This is a genomic window from Persicimonas caeni, from assembly GCF_006517175.1.
In the GTDB taxonomy this organism is placed as follows: domain Bacteria; phylum Myxococcota_A; class Bradymonadia; order Bradymonadales; family Bradymonadaceae; genus Persicimonas; species Persicimonas caeni.
Map to the genome: position 1 here is coordinate 1,056,954 of NZ_CP041186.1, position 26,327 is coordinate 1,083,280.

Here is a 26,327-nt window from a genome sequence, read left to right on the forward strand (position 1 = left end):
GATGTTACGCTCGCGAGCAGTAAAGGCTTCTGCCAACAACCTGAGTGTAGTCCGCCTCGTCGATAGGATGTCACTGCCATCGTATCGAGCCAGCGAGCACGGATCTGTGGTCTCAGCTTCATTCCAGCCAGCAAACGGCAGCAGATATATGTCGAACGACTCGAAGGACCGTCTCGGCGAACTTCTCTTGCGCGAAAAGGTGATCTCGCCCGAGCAGCTGCGCAAGGCTCAGCAACGCTCCAAGCGGGAGGGGAACCGGCTCGGCTACGAGCTGACGCGATTGGGCTATGTGGACGAAGGGGATCTGACTTCCTTTCTGAGCAAGCACTATGGCGTCCCCTCGGTGAGCCTGGCCGAGATCGACATCCCGGAGAATATCATCCAGTTGATCCCGCGCGAGGTGGCCGAGCGCCACCAGTGCATGCCAGTCAACCGCTCAGGGGCCACACTCGTGGTGGCGATGGCCGACCCGTCGAATATCTACGCCATCGACGACCTGAAGTTCATGACCGGCTACAATATCGAGGTCGTCGTTGCCAGCGAATCGGCCATCGAGGAGTCGATCAACCAGTACTATGGCGCCAAGAATGACATCGAGTACGACTACGATGAGATTCTTGGAGACCTCGACATCGACGAGGTCGACTACGTCGATGACGACGACGGCGCCGTCGACGTCAACGACCTGGCCTCGGCCTCCGAGGACGCCCCGGTCATCCGACTGGTCAACTTGATCCTGGTCGACGCCATCAAGCGCGGCGCCTCCGATATTCACATCGAGCCGTACGAGAAAGACTTCCGCGTGCGCTTTCGTGTCGACGGCGTGCTCGACGAGGTGATGCGCCCGCCCATCAAGCTCAAGAACGCGATCACCTCGCGTATCAAGATCATGAGCAACCTGGACATCGCCGAGCGGCGACTGCCCCAGGACGGTCGTATCAAGCTGCGTATGGGACGCAACCGCGAGATGGATTTCCGCGTCAGCGTCTTGCCGACGCTGTTCGGCGAGAAGATCGTCTTGCGTCTGCTCGACAAGTCGAACTTGCAGCTCGACATGACCAAGCTGGGTTTCGAGCCCGAGCCGTTGCGCTGGTTCAAGACTGCCATTCACCAGCCCTACGGCATGTGTCTGGTCACCGGGCCGACCGGTTCGGGTAAAACGACCACCCTGTACTCGGCGTTGAGTGAACTCAACCAGGTCACCGAGAATATCTCCACAGCCGAAGACCCGGTCGAATTTAACCTGCAGGGTATTAACCAGTGCCAGATGCAGGAGTCCATCGGGCTGAACTTCGCCGCCGCCCTGCGCTCCTTTTTGCGCCAGGACCCCGACATCGTCATGGTCGGTGAGATTCGTGACTTCGAAACGGCCGAGATTTCCATCAAGGCCGCGCTTACCGGCCACATGGTCTTGAGCACGCTGCACACAAACGATGCCCCGAGCACGATCAACCGTCTGCTCAACATGGGTATCGAGCCGTTCCTGGTGACCTCGGCGCTCAACGTCATCGTCGCTCAGCGTCTGGCGCGTCGCATCTGCCAAGACTGCAAAGAACCGTTCGACGTACCCAAAGAGACGCTCATCGATATGCAGGTGCCCGAGGACAAGCTCGACGCGACCATCTATCATGGGCGCGGTTGCCAGACCTGCGGCGACTCGGGTTACAAGGGCCGCGTGGCGTTCTACGAGATCTTGCGCTGCAACGACGAGCTCAAAGAGTATATCCTGCAGGGGTACTCGACCGCCGAACTCAAAGCCGAAGCGATTCGCATGGGTATGGACACCCTGCGAATGGCGGGCATCAAGAAGATGCTCCAAGGCATCACCACTCCTGAGGAAGTGGTGCGAAACACGGCCCCGGACGGCTGAGCCTGCGCGCGCCGCCGCGCTTCAAGCACTCGAAACCTGCAGGGGCCAGGGGTCCCTGCGCTGACCCTCATCACGGCAGAGCCTCATGGCGAACCTTCATCAGTTGCTCAAGATTATGGTCGACAAGGGATCCAGCGATCTCCACGTGACCGTTGGCTCCCCTCCTCAGTTGCGCATCGACGGTACGCTCGTTCCGCTGAAGACCAAAAAGCTTTCACCGCAGGAGACTCGCCAGCTCTGCTACAGCGTGCTGACCGACTCCCAGAAGCAGAAATTCGAGACGGACAGCGAACTCGATCTGTCGTTCGGCGTCAAAGGCTTGAGCCGTTTTCGCGGCAACATCTTTATGCAGCGCGGCGCCGTCGCCGGAGTGTTCCGTAAGATTCCGTTCGAGATCTTGAACTTCAAAGAGCTCGGCCTGCCGCCGGTCGTCGGCTCACTGGCAGACAAGCCACGCGGCTTGGTGTTGGTGACCGGTCCGACCGGTTCGGGCAAATCGACCACGCTGGCCTCGATGATCAACAAGATCAACGAGGAGAAACGGCTGCACATCCTGACGATCGAAGATCCGATCGAGTACCTGCACCCGCACAAAAACTGCCTGGTCAACCAGCGAGAGGTCGGCGCCGACACCAACGGCTTCCAGACCGCCTTGCGCTACGTGCTGCGTCAGGATCCGGACGTCGTCCTCATTGGTGAGATGCGCGATCTCGAGACGATCGAGGCGGCGTTGACGATCAGTGAGACCGGCCACTTGGCGTTTGCCACCCTGCACACCAACGGCTGTGTCCAGACGATCAACCGTATCATCGACGTCTTCCCGTCGCACCAGCAGGCGCAGGTGCGCGCCCAGCTTTCGTTCGTCCTCGAAGGCGTCATCAGCCAGCAGCTCATCCCGCACGCCTCGGGCAACGGCCGAGCGGTCGCCGTCGAGGTGATGATTCCGACGCCGGCGATTCGCAACCTGATCCGCGAGGACAAGGTCCACCAGATCTACAGTTCCATGCAGGTCGGCCAGTCGCGAAGCGCGATGCAGACGATGAACCAGTCGCTCTACAAGTTGCTTCGCGGCAACGAGATCACCATGCAGGACGCGCTGAGCCGCAGCACCGACCCCGACGAACTTCGCACGATGATCGACGAGGGGGGCGGCGCACCGAGCCGAGGCAAGAAGAAGAGCTCGCGCGGCGGCCGCAACTCCAAGATTCGTTACACCTGAGAAAGCCCTCGCTCAGAAAAAGCACGCTTTTTTTGACAGGTTGGCCGCCGCATGGTCAACTAGATCTGAATTGTACGCGAGATTGTCACTAGGATTGAGACATGCCCGTTTTCGTCTGGAAAGGAACCACTCCCTCGGGAGAACAGAAGTCCGGTGAGATGAAAGCCACCGACGCCGCAGAGGTCCAGGACCGTCTGCGCCGCCAGGACATCAATCCTTCCAAGGTCAAAAAGAAATCCACCTCCAAAGGCATCAGCCTGGGAGGAGGTCGCGTCCCGCTCAAGAGCTTGGTCGTCTTTACGCGCCAGTTCGCCACCATGATCGACGCGGGCCTGCCCTTGGTGCAGTGTCTCGAGTTGTTGGGCAACGCCGAACCCCACAAGGGCTTCAAGAAGATCATTGGGGACATCAAAGCCGATATCGAGTCAGGCTCGACGCTGGCCGACGCCATGCGCAAGCACCCCGGCGCCTTCGACAACCTGTATACCAGCCTCATCGAGGCCGGCGAGGTCGCCGGTATTCTCGATACGATCATGAACCGGCTGGCCAACCAGATGGAAAAGGCCGCCAAGCTTCGACGAAAGATCAAGTCGGCGTTCACCTACCCGATCGCTGTTTCCGGTATCGCCGTCATCGTCGTCTTGGTCATGCTCTACAAGGTCATCCCGACCTTCCAAGCAATGTTCGCCGACATGGGCGGCGGTGAGCTTCCGGCGCCGACGCAAATCGTCATCAACCTGTCGGAGTTCGTGCAGTCGAACTTCCTCATCATCATCGGCGTCATCTTTGGCGCCATCGCGCTCATCAGCTTTATTCTGAAGTACGAGCCCACGCGGGCCGTCTTTGATCGGCTGATACTCAAGGCACCGCTGTTCGGCCCCCTCGTGCGCAAGACCGCGGTTGCGCGTTTCACGCGTACCTTGGGCACGATGGTCTCCTCGGGTGTCCCCATCGTCGACAGCCTCGAGATCGTCGCCAACACCTCCGGCAACATGACCGTTCAAAAGGCCATCTTGTATGTGCGAGAGCGCATCAGTGAAGGTCAGAACATGGTCGATCCCTTGATGGAGACAGGCATCTTTCCGTCGATGGTCGTCCAGATGATCGGTGTCGGTGAGTCAACGGGTGCGCTCGACACCATGCTCACCAAGATCGCGGACTTCTACGAAGAAGAAGTCGACGTCGCCGTCGAAAACCTCACCTCGCTGATGGAGCCGTTGATGATGGTCTTCCTCGGCGGCATCGTCGGTGGCTTGCTGATCGCGATGTACCTGCCCATCTTCACGATGGCCGGCAATATCAAAGGATAGAGGCCGCAGTGCCGTCAGGGCCTGTCTCCTCTGTCGCGGCCGCATTTGAATGAACGCGAACCCGCGAAACCACACCGAAATCAGCTTGCGCGAGCGGCTCGAAGGGCTTTTGGCCTTTCGAGCCGTTATCGTGACGGTATTGCTGGGCAGCTCGCTGGCGGTTGACGTCACCGCCCTCTCGAGCCTGTCCAACCCCAAAAATCTCACGCTCCTATCGCTGATCGTCGGCACCTACCTGCTGACGATCCTTTACGCCGTGGGGCTCCGGTACGTGTCGAACCTGCGCCTGCTGGCGTACCTGCAGATCGCGGGCGACACCCTGATCACGGCGATCTTGGTCACCGCCACCGGCGGCCTCGATAGCCTGTTCGTCTTTCTATTCTACCTCAACATCATCAACGCCGCGGTGGTCACCGGGCGCAAGGCCGCCGCAGCCACGGCCACAGCGACCGCAGGCGCGTTTATTTTTCTGGCGCTCGCCGCCTGGGAAGTCATCGAACTCCCCGGCATGGAAGCGATGCGCACGGCCCGCTCGCTGGGCGATCTGATCTACGAGGTAGGCATTAACTCGGTCGCCGCCTACCTGGTCGCTGTTCTGGCGGGCTACCTCGCTCAACGCCTCGGCGAGGTGACCGGCGAACTCGAGCGCCAGCAGTCGAACGTTCAAGAGCTTCGAGCGCTCAACGCCAATATTCTGGCGAGCCTGAACAGCGGGCTGTTGACCGTCGACTCTGGCGGCGCGGTGATCTTCTTCAACCGCGCCGCCGAGACGATCACGGGCCGAAGCGCTGCTGAGGTTTATGGCAAGCGCCTCGACGATGTGTTCCCATCGCTCGCCGGCCGTCTGGCGCAAGCTGGAGGGGCACTCGAAAGCGATGCTCAGACATTCGCCTCGGAGTCGAAGATTGGGCACGAATCCCGCCTCGAAAGCATCTATGTGCGCCCCAACGGCGAACAGGTGTATCTGGGCTTTTCGGTATCGTTGTTGCGTGACTCTCAGGATCAGGTCGCTGGACGCATCGTTATTTTCCAAGACCTGAGTGAAGTCAAAAAGCTCGAGCGCGAGAAGAAGCGCTCCGAGCGCCTCGCCGCAGTCGGACAACTCGCCGCGGCCATTGCACACGAAATCCGCAACCCGCTCGCCTCCATCAGCGGTTCGGTCGAAATGCTCGAGTCGATCAGCGATCTCGACGAAGACGATGCCATGCTCATGCGTATCATCGTCCGTGAAGTCGATCGCCTCGACAAGCTCATCACCAGTTTTCTCGACTACAGTCGACCGCGCACCCTAGAGCGCACGCGGACTGATCTGATCGAGTTGATCCGTGACGTTCTCGGGCTTTTTCGAAATCGACCGGCATCCCAGATGGTGCCCGCCCACCTCGCTGCCGATGACGATCTGGAAGAAGCGCCCGCCCAAGTCGATCGTGAAGCCCTCCGCCAAGTGATGTGGAACCTGCTGAACAACGCACGCGAGGCCATGGAGGAAAACCAGGCAGGCGGACAGATTCGGGTCTCGGTCAGCCGACACGGTAACCGCTGGGTTGTGGTCGTCGAAGACGACGGCCCCGGGATCTCGGCAGAGCTGTCCGAACGGATTTTCGAGCCATTCTTTACCACCAAAGAGACCGGCACCGGACTAGGGCTGGCCACGATTCACCGGCTTATCGAACAACACGATGGCAAGATCCACGTCGGCCGCGCCCAACACCTGAGCGGTGCCCGGTTCGAAGTCGAGTTACCGGCCGACTTTGATGCCCCACCGCCAAATCAAGACTCGCTCAATCATCCAACTCCTACTATGATCGAGCCATGAGTGACGAGCTCTCCGATCCACAAGTAGTCCGTCCTATTCTCGTCGTCGACGACGAGCAGAGCATGCGTGAATTTCTCACGATCATGCTCAAGAAGAAGGGACACGACGTCACCGTCGCCAAACGCGGCGAAGAAGCCTTGAACCTGCTCGACGAGGGGCAGCGATTCAGCCTTGTGATCACGGATCTGAAGATGCCCGGTATTGGAGGCCTCGAGGTGCTCCGAGGTGTCAAAAAGATCGACCCGGCATGTCAGGTCGTGGTCATGACCGCGTATGCCACGCCCGAGACGGCGATTTCTGCGATCAAAGATGGCGCCTACGACTACATCACCAAGCCCTTCAAAGTCGACGAAGCCCGGGTGGTCGTCGATCGCGCTCTCGAGAAATTCGACCTGCTGAGCGAAAACCTCTACCTCAAAAAGACGATTGAGGAACGAGAGAGTTTTGGCGACATGATCGGCCACTCCAAGCCGATGCAGCAGGTCTTCGAGATGATTTCGCGGGTGGCCAATAGTCAGACGACCATCCTTATTGGTGGAGAGTCCGGCACAGGAAAGGAGTTGGTGGCGCGGGCCATCCATCAGCATAGCCAGCGCGCCGACAAACCCTTTTTGCCGATCAACTGCGGTGCCATCCCCGAGAATCTCATCGAGAGCGAACTCTTCGGCCACAAAAAGGGAGCCTTTACGGGAGCGACCACCGACAAAAAGGGACTATTCGAGGCGGCCGACGGCGGCACTGTGTTTCTCGACGAAATCGGGGAGCTTCCCCAAAACACCCAGGTCAAGCTTTTGCGTGTGCTCCAAGAGCGCACCATCAAGCCTGTGGGCGGCAACGCCGAGATCTCGGTCGACTGCCGTGTGGTCGCGGCCACGAACCGCGATTTGCGCGAGGAAATCGCCGAAGGTCGCTTTCGTGAAGACCTGTACTACCGCCTCAATGTCATCCCCATCGATCTCCCTCCGCTTCGCGCCCGCGGCTCGGACGTCAAGCTGCTCATCGAACATTTCGTCGACGTGTACGCCTCGCGCATGGGAGTGGAGATCGACGGGATCGACTCCGAGGCGATGCGTATCCTGTTGAATTACAACTATCCAGGCAACGTGCGCGAGCTCCAGAATATTGTCGAGCGCGCTGTCACGCTGACCCGAGGGTCGATGATTGGGGTGGATGTGCTCCCCCCACACCTTCAGGAGGACTCCTTCTCGCGTGTCGCCCGTGACCTGGAGGTGCCTGCCGAAGGTCTCGATCTCGAAGGCATGGTCGAAGAACTCGAGCGCTCGCTCATCTCCAAGGCCCTCGAGCGCACCTCGGGGGTCAAGAAGGACGCCGCCGAACTTCTCGGCATCTCCTTTCGCAGCCTGCGCTATCGTCTCAAGAAGTACGAGATGAGCGACGAATCCTAACTAATCGAGAAAACTGGCGTAGTTATTGCTCGCAAGATAGTATGCTCCTCGTGATCTATTCACTGAAACCACTGGTTTACTGACTGACTTTTCAAGGAGAAACCCATGCGTTTGATCCATCCAGCACTCAAGAACCGCCGAGGCTTGACCTTGGTCGAGCTGATGATCGTGGTCGCCGTCATCGGAATTCTGGCGAGCATCGCCGGGGTCTCCTACATCAAGTACGTCAAGAGCGCCAAGATCGGAAAGCTCAAGCAGTACGCCATGGAGGTGGCCAACGCCCAAGAGCAGTACAAGTCACAGAATAGCAGCTATATGGGTAACGGTGACGGTACAGCGATCACCTACGATGAAACGGCCTCGAGCCCCGATAAGTGGAAAGACCTGCTCGGATTCACCAAAGAAGGCCTCGCCGCACAGAACATCACCGTGCAGACCGCCAACGGCGGCAGCACCGATGGATGTGCTGCCATTTGTGAGGAAGCGAACCGCAGCTTTGGCGGAATGTGGTATGCGGTGCGCGTAACGCAGGACCTCGATCCCGACGATAGCGCCAATACCACCGTCGTGCTGCACTCCGAACTCGAACAACCGATCATCTTGAACGAAGGAAAGTGACAATTTTTGTCACCGCTGACATTGAGCGGCACTCAACTCGAGTACCGCGACGTCTGCGCCAAGTACCTATGACCGCCCCAAACTAGCTTCAGACGTAACGAAAGGCGGATTGAAAGAAAAAATTTGTTTTTTTGTAAGCTTGGCAACAGACTTGCAGAACTTGGAGACCGACAACGGTTTTCCGTGGTAGAGACAAACTGTCCCAGCAACGCTCAAAAGGAGCCATTCCAATGTTGAAGCATTTCCGTAAGAAAGAAGCAGGTTTCACCCTCGTCGAGCTGATGATTGTTGTCGCGATCATCGGTATCCTGGCCGCCATCGCCATCCCGGCGTTCATCAAGTACATCAAGCGCTCGAAGGCTTCGGAGGCCAACGGCATCGTCAAGAAGATGCAGGACGGCGCCAAGTCGTACTTCGAGAGCGACCAGGCGGGTTCGGCGGGAATCACCGGTGGTGACGCTGCCGAGCCATGGCACGACGGTTCTGAGGCCGGCCTGCCGATCCAGTTCGTCAACAAGGTATTCCCGGGCGGCGCTTCCGTGGCCGAACTCGAAACGCACGACGTAACCCCGGTCCAAGGCGCCAAAGCACGCCCCGGTCAGGTCGCCAACTGGACTGGAAACACCCTCGCAGCCGCCAACAAGCTCAACCTCGAGATGGTCGAGCCGACCTACTTCGGCTACGGTTATCGCCACTCCGGTCAGGGTGGCACGGCTGTCATGACCGCTTGGGGTTGCCACGACTTCACCGGCACCACCGGTGTCGACGTTCTGGGTGGTTGCCTGAGCGCCACCGACGCGCACACCTACCGCGCCGTCTGCAGCGTCGACAACGCTCAACAGGGCCCCGAGTGCCTCCCGGGCGTCGTGCTCAACGAATTCGAGTAAAGTTCAACTCGGATGACCACGTGGCATAATGCCGCGTGACCAGATTGCCGCCGTGGTGATCCCGCGGCGGCAGTCGTTTCTTGGCAGATCTACCACCCCGTCCCCACCTTGCTCGCACGCGGCTCGAACATATCCCACACTGGCCATCTGGTGATTGTCACCGGACTCATGGCGCTGACGATCCTTGTCATGTCTCCGGCGCTGGGAGGTGAGTGGCTCGGCGACGACCCGTTTCTGATCACCGAAACCGCGTGTAACCGGGGGCTGGAAGCAATTCCGTCTATCGTGAAGCAGCAAGCCCAACGCTGCAATTATCGACCGCTACGACACATTTCCTACGCGATTGACTACGCGGTGTGGGGCCTGCGGCCTTTCGGCTATCACCTGAGCAATTTGTTGTTACACTTGGGCGCGGTCGCCGCGACTTATCTCATCTATTTGCGCCTGGGACTCGTCCCTCTATTCGCCGCGATTGGGGCCGCAGTCGTCGCGATTCATCCGGTCCAAGTCGACGCCGTTGGCTACATCTCGGGACGCCGAGACGTGCTCATGGGGTTCTGTTACTTAATCGCGGTCATCGGCACCATTGAGGCGAGCCGCAGACGCCATGATAGCGGCGCCCAAGCAACCCCCGGAGGCTGGGCAGCATTGGCTGCTGTCGGTGCCATCGGCTCGGTGACAAGCAAAGAGATGGGGGTAACAATCGTCGCGATCATGGCCCTGTTTCTTGCCTTCGGAGGCCATGCGGCCTTTCGGCGCGACGCTAAGCTCGCTGAACCAATCTGGCAGCGGATACGACAGTTCCGCTGGCTCTTGGCACTGCTGGCGATCCCGGCGGGAGCCATGATTGTGTGGCGAGGTCTACTCCGGCCGGTGAGCACCGTCGCCGACTCGTGGTTTGGCGGGAGCCTGGTCAGCCACGCGGCTACCGTTCTGGCGGTGCATGCGCGCTATCTGGAGCTCGTTGTCTTTCCCTGGCGCCTCGCCGGGGACTATGCGCCGCCCGTGATCGAGGTCGCCGAGAGTTTGCTCGATCCGGCCGCCCTTATGGGAGCACTTTGGATCAGCGCGCTTATCACAGCCATGGTCTTCGCTTACCGGAAGGATTGGCTGAAGATGTCGTACGGATTGGCCTGGTATTTGGTGACCATGCTACCGGTCAGCCACATCATCCCGCATCACGAGCTTGCCGCCGAACACTACCTGTACATTCCCCTCGTCGGTCTGGCGTTGAGCGTAGCCGCGCTTGGACAACGAGCGTGGAACGCACGGGATGTTGAACACCCCCGATTGCTCCGCCGCACCGTGGTTCTTGTGGTCCTCGTCGGCTTGAGCCTTCTCGGCACGCGCACTTTTCTGCGCGCCTTCGACTATCGCAGCGAAATCGCCCACGCGACTCAGACGGTACGACACTTCCCGACCAGTGTTCGCGGGCGAGCGCGCCTTGGAATTGCCTTGCTCAATGATGATCAGTTCGACGCAGCCCGCCCCCACCTCGAGTACGTGTTAGGCACTTCGTTTCAGGGAAGCGCTCGGCTCGACGTGTTGAGAGAGTTGGGTCGGGCGTTCGTGATGCGCGGCGAACACGCCAAAGCGCAACGCCTGCTCAACGAATACCTGACGGTTCGCCCCGATGATCTCGAGGCACTGGCAAACCTTTCGAAGGTCTATTTCGAGACAGGTGAACTCGCTCAGGCCCATCGACTCAACCAGCGACTCGTCGAGGTGGCACCGACATCGGCCGAACATCGCTACAAACTAGCCCTCACATCGTGGATGCTCGGCGACAAACTCACCGCGCGAGCACATGCGAGCCGAGCGCTCCAGGTCGAGCCCGACCACATCGATGCACTGCTCTTGGCGGCCAACCTGTGGGTGACAGAAGACCCTCGTAAGGCCGGTCAACTGCTGCGGCGAGCGCAGGATGCTCTCCGGCAGTCGCCCGAGCCCAATCATGTCCAACGCAATCAACTCTTGCGCAAGTTGAGAGAAAGACTAGATTATGCTCAACATGAGCGCAGTGATTGACAAATCTCGTCGGTCCAAGATTGTCCGGAAAACGGCGTCATTCGCGATGCTGGTGCTCCTAGTCATTGGACTACTCCATCTCAAAGTCTCGCTCGAAGTCGAGCGCAACTACCGCCCCTACATCTTCGATGCACGATATGATCTTCCCGGGCCGAAGATCCTGCGCGCAGCATCTCTCAATTACCGCACGGCTGCAGCAAGTCTGGTCTGGGTGCGCGGGGTTCAGCACTTCGCGCAGACCTTCGTTGCGCGTCGAGCGAGTGACGACGTCACGCAATATGCCCAAACCCTGGTCGAGCTGGACCCATATTTCTATAAGGTCTACTCCTGGCACAGCGCCGCTCGGATGCTCGCCGCCGGTTACCCGACACCGGCGGATACCGAAGCGGCCAACGACCTATTGGAAGTCGGCATGGGCTACTTTCCTCGTGATTGGAGACTGCCGCACGAAGCCGCTGCCAACTATATCGGCTTTACTCGGGGAGTGGACCGCCCCACACGTCTTCGCCAACTGGAGCGCGGCATTGGGTTTGCGGAGGCCGCCGCAGCTCGCCCCCAGAGTCCCGATTCCATGATTTTTCTGGCGATTCGCTTTCGCGAAAAGCTCGCGCGTTTGCGCAATGAGTCCAACAGCGCCGCGTCCGCCGCGGTCGATCGCATCGATCCGGAGATGCTGGTGCGCCTCTACTTTCTCGCCCAGTCCCAGATGGCACGAGAATCGCTCTTCAATCGACTGCGCCGAGCCAATGCCACCGACCAGTTGACGAGCAGTCTCAGAGCCTACGCACTGCAGCAGTCGAAATGGTACGATACTTCCAGCAAGGCGTACCTGCCGTTTGCCACATTTACCACCCTGACCCCCGGACCCAGCCCTCGATTGGCCGAGGACGTTGCGACCTCCGCCAAGGAACAGCCATGAACAGCCCCGAAGTTTTGCGAGTTGATGACGTGGCAAAGACCTTTCGCACTGGCTTCTTTCGCAAGCGAGTTCGGGCGGTCAAATCCGTGAGCTTTACGATTCATCACGGTGAAATCTTCGGGTTAATCGGCCCCAACGGTGCAGGCAAGTCGACGACCATCAAAATGCTGCTCGGCTTGGTGCGCCCCGACCGCGGCTCCATCAGCATGTTTGGCCAGACGGCCGATGACGTCTCCTTGCGAGACCGCATCGGATACCTGCCAGAAAACCCGATGCTCTACGAGCACCTCACGGCCGTCGAATTACTCGACTTTTACGGCGGGTTGTTCGGCATGCCCAAACGCAAGCGGCGCGAACGCAGCGCCGAATTGCTGGAGCTGGTAGGGCTGTCTCACGCGCTCGACCGCCCTGTCGCCAAGTTTTCGAAGGGCATGAAGCAGCGTGCTGGCATCGCCCAGGCGCTCATCAACGACCCCGACCTGGTCATCCTCGACGAACCTCAGTCGGGGCTCGATCCGGTGGGACGGCACGAGATTCGCGATCTCGTCTTGCAGCTTCGCCGCTCGGGCAAGACAATTCTCTTTTGCAGCCATATCCTTCCCGATGTTCAAGACATCTGCGACCGAGTCGCTGTTATGCACCGCGGTGAACTCAAAGACGTCGGATTCCTCCACGAGCTCATCGGCACCGAAACCCTTTACTACGAGGTCTATGTGGGCGGGTGGCGCAATGCGCATCGTGAACTCCTCGAGGATGCGCTCATGGAGGTGGTGCCGGTCGGCGATCTGACGCGGCTCCAGCTGTCCGGAGACACGGAGCCCGAGCAAATTCTGCGCACATTCGCCGAGGTGGGCGTGCGTGTGGAGAGCTTACAGCCGCACAAAGAATCGCTCGAAGACGTATTCATGCGCGACACCGCGGATCCACCGAATTCCGACGTCGCCGTCTAAGTCTCCCAAATCCTTTTTGCAGTAAACCACCATGAGCCTGCCGAGTCTTGTCCGACAGTTTGGCGTCCTCACCAAGAACACGCTGCTCGAGTCGTTTCGCAACAAGCTTTTCTACGGCGTCCTTCTCTTTGCGCTGCTCGCCCTCGCTTCAACGGGGGTGTTCGGCGCGCTCAGTCTGCACCAGGAAGAGCGGGTCTTCAACGATTTGGTCTTGTTTAGCAGCGTGCTTTTTCTGGCGGGGATCACCATCTACCAAGGTGTGCGTACCATCCACCGCGAGATCGAAACTCACACCATCTTTACGGTGCTCGCAAAGCCGGTTTCGAGAGCCCAATTCGTAGTCGGCAAGTACCTTGGATCCCTGGTGGCCGTGAGCGTTGGGCTTCTGGTCATCCTCGGCCTCAAGGTCGGAACGGCCTACGCCGTTGGCTTCGAACTCACCCCCACATTGTTTGCGGCCTACTTCGGCGTGCTCCTGCAGCTTGCGCTGCTATTGGCCTTAACGATCTTCTTCAGCACGTTCTCCAGTCCGATTTTAAGTGCGCTGTTCACCGGAGGCGTGTTCATCGCCGGAAGTCTGACGCCCCAATTGCGTGAGGCCATCACTTACTTCGCCAAACAAGGCAATCCTGCGCGCTACGTGGCTGAGGCGGCCGTTTTCGTGCTTCCAGACTTCGAGAAGCTCAACCTATCGTACGAGTTGACCCACCAGATCGCGATTCCAGCCGCATATATGGTGCAGGCAAGCTTGTACGCGTTCACCTATGTCGCGCTGCTGCTGCTGTGCGCATGCATCGTCTTCGAGCGCAGGGACTTCTCCTGACCTCCCAACCGTCGGATCCGTGGTGTCAACGACAGCAAGCTCTTCCGCACATAGTGACTTCCTACGTACTGCTGCCTCCCACGGTAGCCTCCTGCTCTTAGCCTGGGGGATCTTTGGACAAGTCGTAGGCTTCGGGCTTATCGACACGTGGGACGACTACCACTTCTTCCTTAGCCGCCATGAGGTCCAAGCCTGGTTCGACGCCACTTGGACCCAGCGTCTGCTGACCCCGTCGGTCGGCTACCCTCTCCCCATTCCGACCTTTCTGTATTTTCTGGTCGGACAAGCTCCGACCGATTGGGTGCTCCCACTCGCCCACGGGCTCAATCTTGCGTTTCATTCGCTCAACATCTTGTTGATCTACGCGCTGGCCAAGCGCTGGCTCGCTCATCAGGGCGCCGCCTGGTGCGTGGCCGCGCTCTGGACGGCGCACCCGGTAATGGCGGAGGCTGTCGCGTGGGTCACCGATCTCAAGATTGTGCTCATGGGAACCTTTGCGCTGAGCGCTTTGTATGCGTGGGACCGCTATCTTGAAGGAGCTAGCCGGTGTTGGGGGTGGGTGACGGCGATCGCCGTCTTGGGCGCACTCGGAAACCATCCCCAAGCGCTGGCCCTCGCCCCGGTGCTCATCGTCCAAGCGCTGTCGAAACAAGACGTCAACTGGAGGAGTTTGCGCATCTGGGCTCCGCTTGGAGCCGCGCTTCTCTTCACGGCCGTGTACTATCCGGTGGCCAGCCTGGGGCACTACGAGTTGGTCCGCGACCAGACCGCACAGACGACGCTCGATCTCTCCTACGCGGAGCACATCCGTCGCATCGGTGCGGCATTTGCTATTCAACTGCGCAACATAGCCAACCCCACAGACCTACACCCGGTCTACGTGCCAAACAAGCCCGCGTTCGACACATTAAGTACTGCCGGATTTGTCGCCTTGGCCGTCGTCTTGGTGCTCACGCTGGTCCTGTGGCAACGGGACCGAAAGACCGGATGGGGCTTGATGTTGGCCGGAGGGTTTTACGTGCCGGTGTCGGGGTTGTCCTTGCTGCCGCGGCTGACCGCGGATACCTACACCTATATGCCCCTCTTTGGGCTCTTACTGGCGTTCGCCGCGCTCCTCGAACATCGAGTCGCACAGACCCCCAAACACGTACGCTTGACTCAGCTTTGCGTTGGCTTGGCAATTGTGACACTGGCGCCCATGACCTTTTTGCAAACGCGACGGTGGAGGGCAGCCGCCCCGCTGTTCGAACCTGCTCTCGAGGCCTATCCCGCGAGCACGGGCGCGATGCGGGTGCTGAGCTACGCCTACTACAAAGTCGACGAGAACGAGCGCGCACTTGAGATCTTAGAGGATGGATATGAGGCGCTGCGCAACAGACGTGCCATCCCTGTGACGATGATTGATCTCTACGAACGAGTGGGTAAACCCGCAAAGGCAGCCAAGACGGCCACCGCGATGATTCTCCATCAACAGCCTGCACATGATTACCCCTACCGCCGATTGCTTCATTTGGTGGTGAAGAATAACTTGCCGCTCGTCGCAGACGCGTCCGAGGAGGCTCGCACCGACGACGCGGTAGCGCTCGCGCTCGCGCGATTGGGCAGCCAACTCGACGCATCCTTCCTGCTAAGATTGACCGAGTATCTCGCCATCCAAGGCGCGCCCGAACTCGCAGGGCAATCCTTCGGAATGGCAACGTCGCGCTCTGGGCTCGACTGTCAGTGGTGGGAGCACGCTCTTAAACTGGGCAAACGCTATCAACTCCAGACGTCTCAAGCTCCTCCCGAGACATGCCGAAGTGATCGCGCTGGCGTCGAGTAATCCAGCTCATCATCTTTGCTGCGATTCTGAACGGGCGCTTGCACACGTGACTCGACCACGTACTGTTTCCTCCTATCCAAATCCCCCAACAGGTTGAGACTAAAAAGAAATGGCCGCCTTGCGGCGGCCTAAGTTCAACGGCACCAAGTCCTACGACATCACGGCGACTGGAAGTGGTCCGCTCGCACATCATCCAGATGCTGAATGATTTCCTGCACGCGCGCCGCGTCCGCCGCCGTCGAGTCTGCGTCGACGCAGCCGGAGATGTCGGTGGTCTTTTCGACGTGGGTTTCGCCGGCGTCGTCGAGCACGCGGGCTTCGAAGATCCAGCTGTCGCCGTCGGCGTCGGTGGTGGCGTCGCCGCAGTCCCAGCCGTCGAACATCTTGTTGCGGGTTTCCTCGGTGAGGATCTGCGCCTCGAGGTCGGCGATTTCTTGGTCGGTCATGTCCTCGGTGCGCGACATGCTGTTTTCGATCTTGCCGACGCGGCCGCTGATGATGTTGACCGACACGCCCGTGCCCTGGCTGGTGTTCAGGTAGGTGAAGTCGGGAACCCACAGCGGCTCGGTGTTGCCGCCGGTGTCCTCTTCTGTGGTGTCCTCGGCCACATCGGCGCCGGTGTCCTCGTCGGCGGCGTCCGCGCCGGTATCGGCTTCGGTCTGGGTGTCTTCGATGACGTCTTGGTCGACGTTGTTTGTGTTGAGGTTATTCGAGCCGTCGTCATCGGAGCAAGCGGCCATCGACAGGCCGAGGGCCAGCAGGAGAACGGAGAGCTTCTTCGTGTAATTCGACATACCTACACCATTGCACTGAGAGAATGCGAAACGATTGAGTTGTTTGTAATCCAAGGCGTTTTTCAAGTCAAAAGGCCGCGCCCGGTTGTCCGGGGGCGGCCTTTTGTCGGTGTCCGTTGCGCCCACCGAGGTGGGCGCGAGCGGTCTTAGCGCTGGATGCGACCCGCGTCGAAGACGTAGCGGATCATGTCGAGCTTGGCCACGATTTCCTCGAAGGCCTGCTCATAGCCGCGCTCTTCCTTCCACGCGTCCTCGTAAGCGTCGGTGCCCGGGGTCTCGTTCTCCAAGACCATCTGAGCGTCCATCCACTTGGTCTTGAGCTCGTTGCCACGCTCGATCAGGTCGTAGGCGATCGACTGGTTGTCGTTCGTCTGCGGGGCCCGATACATCTGGCCGGTGATCGGGTGGACCAACTCGGCGACGTCGACGCCGTTGGGGAACGGCTGGTCTTCGTCGTTGGTCACGATGACCTTCAGATAGTTGCTGAAGTTGACCGCGCGGTCTTCCCAGCTGCTGTTGAGGAGCATACCGAACGCCACCGTGTTGAACTCCTGGTTGAAGGAGACCGGCGTGTAGATGGTGTCCGAGCTCGACTGGGTGGGCGCCAGTCCGGTGCCGAAGGTGTTGATGTCGACGACGACCGGCGGCTCGTAGCGCGACTTCTGGCTGTCCCAGCGGCCGGCAAAGCCGGTGTAGTCGCCAAGGATGACGCCGCGCATGAAGCCGAGGAGCTCTTCTTCGAACAGCGTCCAGTACGAGATGTTGGTCGCACGGGCGTCGGTGAAGAAGCTGCTGTAGGCGTAGTTCGCGCTAATGTTGAACAGCGCCTGCGTGGCCAGCGACTTGTCGATGTAGGTACCCACGCGACGGATGCGGTACTCGTATTCGTCGGTGAAGTCGAACCCGTAGAACTGGCCCGGGCCGCGCGGGATATCGACGTACTCGGGGCAGTTGGTCTCGTCGGTGTGCCAGCTGTTGGGCACGAACTGACCGTCGAGGTCGTAGTACCAGTTCTGCAGCGGAATCTCGTTGGAGACCCGGCGCGAGTCGCCGTCCCACTTGCAGTAGCGGTTGGGCTGCGGGGTGGCCAGCACTTCCGCATAGAAGTTGAGGGCGTCGATCGAAGCCTTCTGCAGGTCATCGGTGTACGAGCCCAGGTCCCACCACTGGTAGATCGAGTAGTAGCGGAACGGACGCTCGGCCATCTGGAAGGTGCTCATCACCCGACGGATGTAGTTGTTGTAGAGGTTGAACAACCGGTCGTTCTTGTGGCCCTTGTAGCGCCAGAACGGCTGGAAGAACCGGTAGGTGTTGAACGCGTGGTTGACCACCTCGGTCTGGTTGGCACCCCAGTCGAACACGTCACAGCCAAGCTGCGAGTCGCGGAAATCGTCCGAGCAGAAGTTGAAGGGGACCGTCCGGTCGATGTACGGCTTGTTGTTGCGCGACAGTTCGCCGGCAGCCCAGTTCTGGCTGTTGGTCTTGATGCCTTCGCGCTGCTCGGCGATGGCGGCCTTGATGGGTACCCATTCGCGGCCTTCGAGCATCACGTCGATGCCCTGCGACTGCACGGCCGGGTCGGTGCTGCTGGGACGGTTGGCGTAGATGGAGGGAAGCTGAGTGTAATCGCGCGTCCACTCTTCATACCACAGCAGGTTGGGAAGCTCGATGTCGTCCTTCCAACGCTGCACGTGCTCGCCGTAGGTGAACACGATGGCGGCCTCGTCGTACTTGCCCAGGCCGGCAAAACGGCCGGTCAGGTCGCCGGTGTAGTCCATGATGCTGCCCAAGCGAAGCTCGGGGGTGCTCACGTACTTGGCGTCCGGGTCGCCGGTGAAGCGCTCGACCAACTCGGGGTTGGTGATGTGGACCGCGCCGTTGGCGCCGAGAGTCACACCCTCGGTGTTGCCGTCGAATTCGCCGTCGAGCAGCGCCTTCTTAATCTCCCAGTAGGCGTCGTGGTAGTTGAGCGCGTCCATGCTGGCGCTGAAGTTGTGGCGCAGACCCACGGTGTGTCCGACCTCGTGGAGCTGGGTGCCGATGAAGGCGTTCTCCATCAGGTAGCGGCGAATGTCTTCGCGGTCTTCACCTTTGAAGCCTTCAGCCACGCCCGAGTAAGTGACCAAGCTGCTCAGCGCACGCCCCATGTTCTCGGCGGCGAAGATGTTCTGCTCGGCCAGCATCTGGCTGAAGCGGTTCGAACGGCGCAGGATATCCTGCGGCACGCTCAGCTCCAGGTACGCCTGGTGCATCTCTTGCTCGTCGGGCTCGGGACCGAAGTAGTCGCGAGCCAGGGCTTTGACGGCCATCTGGAAGTCAGCGTCCTGCATCATCAGGTTCTTGACTTCCGGCAGGTCGTAAAACTCGATGAGGCGAGTGTCGGCCTTTTTGGCTTCGACGGCGGCCTCCGACAGGCGGTTGGCCTCCTTCATGATGCGGTCTTTGCCCCACTTCTTGATGAAGTCGTCCTGCTCGGCGAGCGTCGGCGGCTCATCGAAGTTGGTCGGGCTGACCTCGCTGGGGAGCTGGCCGGTGCGGCGAGCGAGCTCGCGCTGGGCCTCGGCGGGCAGATTCGGCTCGAGCGACTGCTCGCGCTGCTGGTTGCGCAGACGCTGCAGGTACTGGCGCACGTGCTCGCCGTAGCGCACATCGTTCTCCGACAGGTCGCCGTTGATGTACTGGATGATGTCGGTGTAGCTGGTGGCATAGCGACGCAGCGGGGTACCGGCGAAGTTGGCGTTACCCGAGATGATCTCACCAGTCAGCGGGTCTGCTGCCGACGGGCCATAACCACTCCAGTAGCCGTTGAATTCGTCGACCCAGTTGAAGAAGCTGTAGCGCAGGTCACCCACGCGCTCCCAGCTGAATCGGGCCTCTTCGCCACGGCGCTCGGTGGCCCACTCGAGGTGAGCGCACAGCTGGACACGGTCTTGCTTGGGAAGCGCCCACAGCTCGTCGACGAGCGCGTCGCCGTCGGTGGCGCTGACGTAGTCGCCGAAGATGGCGCTGATGCTTTTGCGGTCGGCGTCACGCGTGCCGCCGTACTCGGCGCGCCACTGAGCCAGCGGGCCGGGCATGCAGCTGTTCTCGACGATCTTGTACATGCGGTCGTCGCCGTACTCGGCGGTCAGCTCTTCTTTGACCTTGTCGACCGAGTCGTAACCCTTGGCGATACGCACCGTCTCGAGGAAGACGTTGTTCCACTGGTTCTCAACCTCTTTGGCCGCGCCAATCATGTCGCGCGGGTACTCGGCGTTGAGGTGGTAGACGATGGGCTGGGGAGTACGCTCGTTGAGCGGAATCCAGGTGCCATCGGCGTCGTAGGCCGTCTGCCAGATGTTCCAGCGGTTGGCGTAATAGAGGCGGTCGCTGTCCATGTCGGGGTACTCTTCGCTCCAGCGCAGTCGCTCGGTGCGGAAATACCCGAAGCGGCTGAACAGGTCGAAGGTCGCCGGCTGGCAGTTCTCGTCGGTCGAACCGTACTCGTTGCGCAGGAAGTCTTTGGTGTAATCGTCACACTCGACTTCCATGTAAAACTGGCTGGCCGGATCGTAGACCGTGGTGGTGTACATCGCACCTTTTTCCGGATCGCCGTCCTTCGAGATGCGGTGGTTGTCGGTCAACATGAACGGCTCATAGTCGTTCGTGTCGTCCCAGTCGGTCTTCTCGTCGTCCTTGATACGGATGAAGGAGTGACGCACGCGAACCTTGCCGGCTTCACAGTTCCAGATCGTGTCCAGCGCGCCGATATTGTACGCGCAGGCCATGATGTCAGGCTGGAAGGTGTACTGGGTGGTCACGTCGATGACGTCTTCGCTGATGCGCACGCGGTCGGGATCGACCTCGCGCGGATCTTCGGTCTCATAATGCGCCACGGGAGAGAACATCCCGAAGTTGTTCGCGAACATGCCGCGTCCGTCGACCAAGTTGGCCGACCAGTTCACGCGCATGTAGTCGCGGTCGTACCAGGCACGGTCGCTGGCGTTCTCGACGATGACGTTGGTCTGCTCACCAGTGGACGGATTGTACTGACGCTGCACGTCGAAGTGGCTGGTGACCGGGAACGCGGCGACCGCGCCCAGGCGACGATCCTCTTCGGAGGTGTAGTCGTCCTGCAGCCCCTCGGCCAGCGGCACCGTCGAGTAAGCATACAGCACGTCCTTCTCGACCTCGAACCGCACGCGCTTGAGCGGCGACTCGAGGGCCTCGAAGATCATCGAGCCCTGCATGTCCGTGTCGATGACGGTCTGGCGGTAATACCATTCGTCATCGGTCTGAAACATTTTCTTTTCGAGCTTGTCCGGCTGCGTGCGGTCAATATCGCCGACGTCTTGGGCACACCCTGCTCCCAGGGTTCCCACACACGCGGCGGCGACCAGGCTCGCAGCCATGGACCATCCACCAATTCGTCGCATCGAGTCCTCCTTCATCGGACTTTCTGAGCACTATGCTCTTCGTTGTGTGACATATCGTCGCAGCCAGAGCCGCGATCGGATTCTAACATCCGGATATAACTTCAAGATCCGTGCCACCGGCAAACAAGCCGGAGCTAATGGTTTTTTAAAGTCGCTACGTTCAACCGCATTAGGGGTTCAGTGTCAAGGGGCGTCTGCCTCTACACCCCTCCAGAGGGCGCTGAGCCGCCTCTCGCAGGGCCTGTGTGACATCTATGTGATCGTACTCCACCGCCGGCTTCTGCAGGCTGCGTTGCGAGCGCGTTAGATTTCGATCACCGCTGTACTGAGTACAACGAGATGGCCGAAAAATCGGATTTTACGTCATTGCATCGTTCTGCTATCGGGGTTGGCCCGGCAGCCTCTTGACTTAATTCAAGGGGTGTATTGGTTGAATGTATAGAAGATCGTGTGCTTTTTGCGCGCTGTTCCCGAGAAATTTCTACGGAGCGTTTGAATCCGGATAAGACTCGGGATAAATTGCCTGTGTTTGGTTTGCTTCCGAAGGTGAAGCCATGTCTGTTGTCAAATTGATGGTCTTGACTGCCATGTTCGCGCACTACCAAGCGGAAGGCAGCGTCGACATCCCGCAGGCCGAAGTCCCCCCTGTCCAGCAGGTGGGCCTGGCCTCGTGGTACGGTGCGGGCAATTGGCACGGTGAGATCACTGCCAACGGCGAAGATTTCGATCCGTCGAAGTTCACCTGTGCACATCGGTGGCTTCCCTTCAACACCGTCGTCCTCATCGAAAACCCGTCGAACGGTCGCCGCGTTTGGTGTCGCATCAACGATCGCGGCCCTTACGGCATCCGCACCCCCGAAGGGACGTGGACGTTCAAAGTGTCGAGTTCGCGCCACGAAAACTGGCGTGGGATTCTGGACATGTCCATCGCGACGGCCGAAGAGCTGGGCACCACCCAGGTCGGGCTGCAGAAGGTGCACTTGCGCTACTGGGCGCGCGAAGAGGACACCGGATTCGATCTCGCCGTACTCAATCCTTGAGCCAAGCGAAACGAATCGGCCAACCCCATGGATTCGAAACTTTTTTCTTGAGTTAATCCATCGATCCTCTATTACAGTAATGAGCCCGCGCGACATGAACGAGCGGGATGATTGCCCCACCTTTTCGATGTAAGCGACGTGATCGACGCAGTATCCGAAACGTCTCGCCTGCTCCTGGTCGTACTGCTCGCGGTCGGTTTGTCCGGCTGTCAGACTGTGCGCGGTATGCTCAAGCCCTACGTGTGCGATTGCTCCACAGGAGTGAGCAACACCACTGCACAAAATTGCCCGGCCCCCACCGACGCTGATGCCACGGGAGCAGCGAGCGCGCTGGCGATGTCGAAGGATACGGCAGCGACCGCGGTGGAGTTGGCACGAGCCGAAGCCCGTCTCGCAGCGGAGACGGAGAAGCCTTCCATTCGAACACTCGAGCGGCGAAAAAGGCAGGAACCCCAGCTCGACCCGCTCGAAACCATCAACCCCATCGTCTCCAAAGCATCGGTCGACACGACTGACGCCTCCCAAACCGATCGTCTCCAAGAGACCTTTGGGGTGGCGTTGCCGGAAGCTGATCAGGCTGTGGTCCTGACGGGAAACTTTTCGAAGCAGGAAGGCAACGAGCTGGTCGTGGTCCGTCCGGGCAAGCACTTGAGCGTCTACAGCGCCGAAGAGCGCATTGCTCGGCTCGACCTCGCCGGAGAGGCCGCCCCCAAAGAGTTCGGCGAGATGGGTATCGACACGACGTATGCCACGGCTCAGGCCGTACGCATGGTCGAGGACGGCACCCTCCAGGTGTTGATGCACTGGCGAGAGCAGAGCGAAGACGGAGAGATTTCTTATAAGGTCGGCCTCTACAAAGTAATCGGCCCGTTTGTCGGCCGCCTCTTCGAGCGCACGCTTGCCGTGGGCAAAGACGACGAGGACGAATTGGTGCGCCGAGGCGCCTACGAAGTGCTTCGAGGCGACTCACACCGTTTTCTTCGGTGGATCCCCGCCGACGACTCTGGACAACTGCTTACCGAGCAAGCGGTGGTTCTCAAGTGGAACCGCTGGGAAGGGGTCTACCGAAAACCCACCATCCCCCCGACCGCGCCCAAGCGCGACAAGTTGCAGTCGATGGCACCTGCCGGCACTGCGGCGGCGACGGTCGTTCAGCGCTGAGCTTGCCTAATCCAGGCGCTAGCCGTAGTCTTAATGCGTCAACGCGTAAGCTTGCCTGGAGGATACGTTGGTCTTCACAGTTCGTTGTTTCAAATGCGGTGAGAAGGATGTGCGATTGATCATGGGAGGCCGATCAATCATCCACGCCCGATGCCACGACTGCGGAGCGAACTTGCTCGCCGAAGTGATGGATTTTGAAGAAGAAGTCACCGGCGTGAACGCCAACCAACCGCCTCCTGACGATCCCCCTACCGCGCCGTCGCCCACGACCGCCGACCTCGAAGAGGCGTCTTCGACACTCGAAGAAGACACTCAAGCCGTCTCGCAGTCGTAAGTCGAGCTCCCCTGCCTGTCTGACTCTCAAAATAACTTATGCTTGGGGAGCTTCGTCGCGGCTGACGATCTCGACGGTATTGTGCTCGGCGTTCCAGCGCAGCCGCGGACAACTGCCGCCCTTCCCTTTGAGCAACGCCTCGGTGACCGGCGAGTAGAGGAAATCTGAGACGAGCTGCTCGATGCTGCGCGCGTCGGACATCTCCGCGGCACGTTCGATAAGCCGGTCGCGAAGAGAGGCGTCGAGCGCGATATCGAGCCGATATTCGCTGCGCATGGCATCCATGAACGAGTCGATGCGACGCTCGAGCAGCTCGATAGCCGGAGACTCACCGGCACCGCCCAATTCTCGGAAGGTCACTGCAGCGTCGATATAATCGCGCAGACGGCCCGCCAGCGCCTTGTCTAGCGCGTCGAAGGCCTTTTCGTTGTCGAGTGTCTTTGTACCGGCGTCGTTGTCGGCAAAACCAATCTTCTTGCCACCTCGGCCAGTCTCCGCGTTTACCGTCAGGATGAAGAGAGCGTTACGCACATCGGCGCGATGGCCTCGTGTGTCGACGATGTCGCCCTCTTCAACAAGCCGCAACATCCGTTCTTGGATACGCTCGTGGGCGCAGTCGAAGTCCTCGAGCAGAACCACGCTGCTCGGTCGACGGCGAAGCGGCGTCACGAAGAGATCTTCATCATCGTAGCCTACGTAGCCAGGCGGCGAGCCGATGAGCCGGCTCATGCTATGCGGCTCCTGGAAATCGGTCATGTCGAGACGCAACACGGCGGCCGAGTCGTTGAAAATCTCCTCGGCGAGCGCGCGCGCCAGGGTCGACTTGCCGACCCCGGGAGGTCCCACGAAGAGCAAAACAGCCATCGGGCGGTTGCGGTTGGCGTTGCGAAGCCGACTGCTGACGAGAGCGTGGGCGACCTGGGTGATCGCGAGATCTTGGCCTACGACCGACTCCCCCAGCCTCTCCTCGATGCCTACCCACCAGTTGATTTCGCCCCGTAGCAAGCGGTCCAGCGGAATCCCCGTCTTCAGGAAGACTTGGCGAGCGACGTCATCACGCGTGACCAGCTGAGAGGACTCGGCATCCTCTTCACCGTCTTCGGCACCGACCAAATCGTTGGCGCGAGCGATACACGCGTCCATCAGCAGCTTCTTCGATTTATCGGGCAGTCGCTGCTCGGGCAGGTATCGCACCGACAACTCGATGGCTGACTCGATAGCCGTTTCGTCGACGTCGACATCGTAATCGGCTTCCAAATCGGGGATGAGCGCCTCGAGGATCTTGGCGACGACCTCATGGGCCGGCTCCTTGATCTCGATACGCTCGAAGCGACGCTTGAGTGCCGGATCTTGCTCGATCCATCGGTGGTATTCAGCTTCGGTGGTCGCGCCGACCACGGCAATGTCGCCCGAGGCGAGCGCGCGCTTGAAGTGATTGGGCACTTCGGCGGGGGTATTGCTACCCGAGCGCGGAGCGAAGACCGCGTGAGCCTCATCGATGAACAAAATGACGTCTTTGCTCGCCTCCTCCAGCAAACTCTTGATGCGCGATTCGAGGTCGCCGCGGTAGCTCGTCCCGCTCATCAAACTCGCGCCGTTGAGCTCCACGACGCGGTAGCCCTGCAGCTTTCGAGGCACCTGTCCGGAGGCGATGCGCTGGGCGAGGCCGACGGCCAAGGCCGTCTTACCCACGCCGGCTTCACCGGTCAGCAACGGGTTTCGCTGCTCGCGACGAAGCAGCACATTGACCACGCGCTGCAGTTCTTTTTCGCGCCCGACGATTTCGGGCAACTTCCCCTCGAGCGCTTCTTCAGTCAGGTCGCGCCCGAGCATGTCGAGGGTCGGGGTGGGCTGGCGCTTGGCGGCAAATTCGATTGCAGCTTCGACCGGAAGCGAATGCTCGAGCACCTTCGGCTCGCCGAGCGCATTGCGGATCTCAGACTCCAGGCCCAGCGCCTGGATCAGCTCGAGGCTGGAGCCGCCGTCGTCCAGGAAGCCTTCGATCAGGTGCGTCTCGGTAATCGGGCCGTTGTTGGCCTGTTTGGCCGAGAACGACAGCATGCGGATCATGCGCGGGGTGAGCGTCTTGCGGCCCACCAAAAATTCGGGGATCGAGCTGGGCTTGCTGCCGATGAGGCGCAAGAGTTCTTCTCGAAGACGCCCCGGCTCCAGTCCACGTGCCTTGGCCGAGCGCCAGATCGTCGAATTTTTGACCGAGCAGAGCATCGCGATCAGGTGCGGGGTGCCCAAAAACGGCGTGCCGTGGGCGGCGGCGAGTTTCATCGCCCCTTGCAAAATCCGCCAGGTCGACTCGTGGAACATCGCCTCGCGCAGCAGGCCCTTTTCGTCAAAGAGTTGATCGCCTTTGCCCTCGCTCAGCCGGCGGATCGCCCAGCGCACCGACGCTGACTCGACCGCCTCGGCACGCCAGGTGACGCTGCGTACCAGATCGAGTTCGCGCACGAGATCGCCATTTCTGGCCTGAGCCTGATGCCACGCTTCCATCAGTATACGCGTGAAACCACGCGAGAACGACGTGCGCTCGAGCACCGGGCTCTTGTCGGAGGGGTCCTCGTCGATTTCGCGAGAAAGAAGCTGCAGGCGAGGCAGTACATCACTGTCGTCGACGACGCCGTCGGTCCCATCGGCTACCAGACCGGCCAACTCTTCATGGCCTCGCTCCAGCAGCACAATGAGCAAATCCAGCGGCAGGAACATGCGCCGGTCGACCTCGGCCAGCCACGCGCGAATCCCCTCGAGAACTTGCTGGGCCTCGGGAGAAAAGAGTTCTTGGCGCAGGCTACCCTGGTCGTCGAACAATGGATCGGTTCCGGCTGACTCCATAAGCGTGCGGTTCACAATCTGGCTGTGGAGCGAATAGGAAAGACTCTCGGGCGATGATAGCTCATTCGGCC

Annotated in this window: 18 protein-coding genes; 15 read left to right on the forward strand and 3 right to left on the reverse strand. The window is 60.1% G+C overall.

Annotated elements, in window-relative coordinates; genetic code table 11:
* The first annotated feature begins 148 nt into the window (after positions 1–148).
* From pilB to FIV42_RS04065, 12 genes are all read left to right on the forward strand, one after another.
* Complete coding sequence (gene pilB, locus FIV42_RS04010; RefSeq protein WP_141196429.1) at positions 149–1,870, forward strand: type IV-A pilus assembly ATPase PilB; 1,722 nt, start codon at positions 149–151, stop codon at positions 1,868–1,870.
* A gap of 85 nt (positions 1,871–1,955) precedes the next feature.
* Positions 1,956–3,089 carry a type IV pilus twitching motility protein PilT gene (locus tag FIV42_RS04015; protein WP_141196430.1) on the forward strand — a complete coding sequence of 378 codons (1,134 nt, stop codon included), beginning with the start codon at positions 1,956–1,958 and terminating at the stop codon, positions 3,087–3,089.
* Positions 3,090–3,190: 101 nt separating this feature from the next.
* Complete coding sequence (locus FIV42_RS04020) at positions 3,191–4,399, forward strand: type II secretion system F family protein (RefSeq protein ID WP_141196431.1); 1,209 nt, start codon at positions 3,191–3,193, stop codon at positions 4,397–4,399.
* 49 nt (positions 4,400–4,448) lie between these two features.
* Positions 4,449–6,215, forward strand: a complete 1,767-nt coding sequence (locus FIV42_RS04025; protein WP_141196432.1) for a two-component system sensor histidine kinase NtrB — start codon at positions 4,449–4,451, stop codon at positions 6,213–6,215.
* The gene (locus FIV42_RS04030) at positions 6,212–7,621 is read left to right on the forward strand and encodes a sigma-54-dependent transcriptional regulator (protein WP_141196433.1); all 1,410 of its coding nucleotides are present in this window, start codon (positions 6,212–6,214) and stop codon (positions 7,619–7,621) included. The genes FIV42_RS04025 and FIV42_RS04030 overlap by 4 nt, the downstream gene beginning before the upstream one ends.
* A gap of 105 nt (positions 7,622–7,726) precedes the next feature.
* Positions 7,727–8,239 carry a type IV pilin protein gene (locus FIV42_RS04035; protein WP_141196434.1) on the forward strand — a complete coding sequence of 171 codons (513 nt, stop codon included), beginning with the start codon at positions 7,727–7,729 and terminating at the stop codon, positions 8,237–8,239.
* Positions 8,240–8,469: 230 nt separating this feature from the next.
* Positions 8,470–9,126, forward strand: coding sequence for a prepilin-type N-terminal cleavage/methylation domain-containing protein (locus FIV42_RS31050; protein WP_222615372.1), 657 nt, complete (start codon positions 8,470–8,472; stop codon positions 9,124–9,126).
* 168 nt (positions 9,127–9,294) lie between these two features.
* Positions 9,295–11,154, forward strand: coding sequence for a tetratricopeptide repeat protein (locus FIV42_RS04045; protein ID WP_141196435.1), 1,860 nt, complete (start codon positions 9,295–9,297; stop codon positions 11,152–11,154).
* A complete protein-coding gene (locus tag FIV42_RS04050) occupies positions 11,129–12,073 on the forward strand; it encodes a hypothetical protein (protein ID WP_141196436.1) in 945 nt (314 codons plus the stop codon). The genes FIV42_RS04045 and FIV42_RS04050 overlap by 26 nt, the downstream gene beginning before the upstream one ends.
* A 29-nt stretch (positions 12,074–12,102) precedes the next feature.
* On the forward strand, positions 12,103–13,023 hold the full coding sequence (locus tag FIV42_RS04055) for an ABC transporter ATP-binding protein (protein WP_168210391.1): 921 nt from the start codon (positions 12,103–12,105) through the stop codon (positions 13,021–13,023).
* Positions 13,024–13,054: 31 nt separating this feature from the next.
* Positions 13,055–13,846: an ABC transporter permease gene (locus FIV42_RS04060; protein ID WP_141196438.1), complete on the forward strand. Its 792-nt coding sequence runs from the start codon at positions 13,055–13,057 to the stop codon at positions 13,844–13,846.
* Positions 13,847–13,868: 22 nt separating this feature from the next.
* The gene (locus tag FIV42_RS04065; protein WP_141196439.1) at positions 13,869–15,668 is read left to right on the forward strand and encodes a hypothetical protein; all 1,800 of its coding nucleotides are present in this window, start codon (positions 13,869–13,871) and stop codon (positions 15,666–15,668) included.
* Between the two features lie 158 nt (positions 15,669–15,826).
* Here the strand turns inward: FIV42_RS04065 and FIV42_RS04070 are convergent, their stop codons facing one another.
* Both FIV42_RS04070 and FIV42_RS04075 read right to left on the reverse strand, forming a co-directional pair.
* Positions 15,827–16,462 carry a hypothetical protein gene (locus FIV42_RS04070; protein ID WP_141196440.1) on the reverse strand — a complete coding sequence of 212 codons (636 nt, stop codon included), beginning with the start codon at positions 16,460–16,462 and terminating at the stop codon, positions 15,827–15,829.
* Positions 16,463–16,608: 146 nt separating this feature from the next.
* The gene (locus FIV42_RS04075; protein ID WP_141196441.1) at positions 16,609–20,877 is read right to left on the reverse strand and encodes a zinc-dependent metalloprotease; all 4,269 of its coding nucleotides are present in this window, start codon (positions 20,875–20,877) and stop codon (positions 16,609–16,611) included.
* A gap of 554 nt (positions 20,878–21,431) precedes the next feature.
* Between FIV42_RS04075 and FIV42_RS04080 the strand changes: the two genes are divergently transcribed.
* The 3 genes from FIV42_RS04080 (at position 21,432) to FIV42_RS04090 (ending at position 23,412) form a co-directional block, all read left to right on the forward strand.
* On the forward strand, positions 21,432–21,917 hold the full coding sequence (locus FIV42_RS04080) for a septal ring lytic transglycosylase RlpA family protein (protein ID WP_141196442.1): 486 nt from the start codon (positions 21,432–21,434) through the stop codon (positions 21,915–21,917).
* A gap of 138 nt (positions 21,918–22,055) precedes the next feature.
* Positions 22,056–23,078 carry a hypothetical protein gene (locus FIV42_RS04085; RefSeq protein WP_141196443.1) on the forward strand — a complete coding sequence of 341 codons (1,023 nt, stop codon included), beginning with the start codon at positions 22,056–22,058 and terminating at the stop codon, positions 23,076–23,078.
* A gap of 121 nt (positions 23,079–23,199) precedes the next feature.
* Positions 23,200–23,412 (forward strand): hypothetical protein, encoded by a 213-nt coding sequence (locus FIV42_RS04090; protein ID WP_141196444.1) that lies wholly within the window; start codon positions 23,200–23,202, stop codon positions 23,410–23,412.
* A gap of 36 nt (positions 23,413–23,448) precedes the next feature.
* On the opposite strand, the gene FIV42_RS04095 is transcribed toward FIV42_RS04090, so the two are convergent.
* Positions 23,449–26,256 (reverse strand): AAA family ATPase, encoded by a 2,808-nt coding sequence (locus FIV42_RS04095; RefSeq protein WP_141196445.1) that lies wholly within the window; start codon positions 26,254–26,256, stop codon positions 23,449–23,451.
* Positions 26,257–26,327 lie beyond the last annotated feature (71 nt).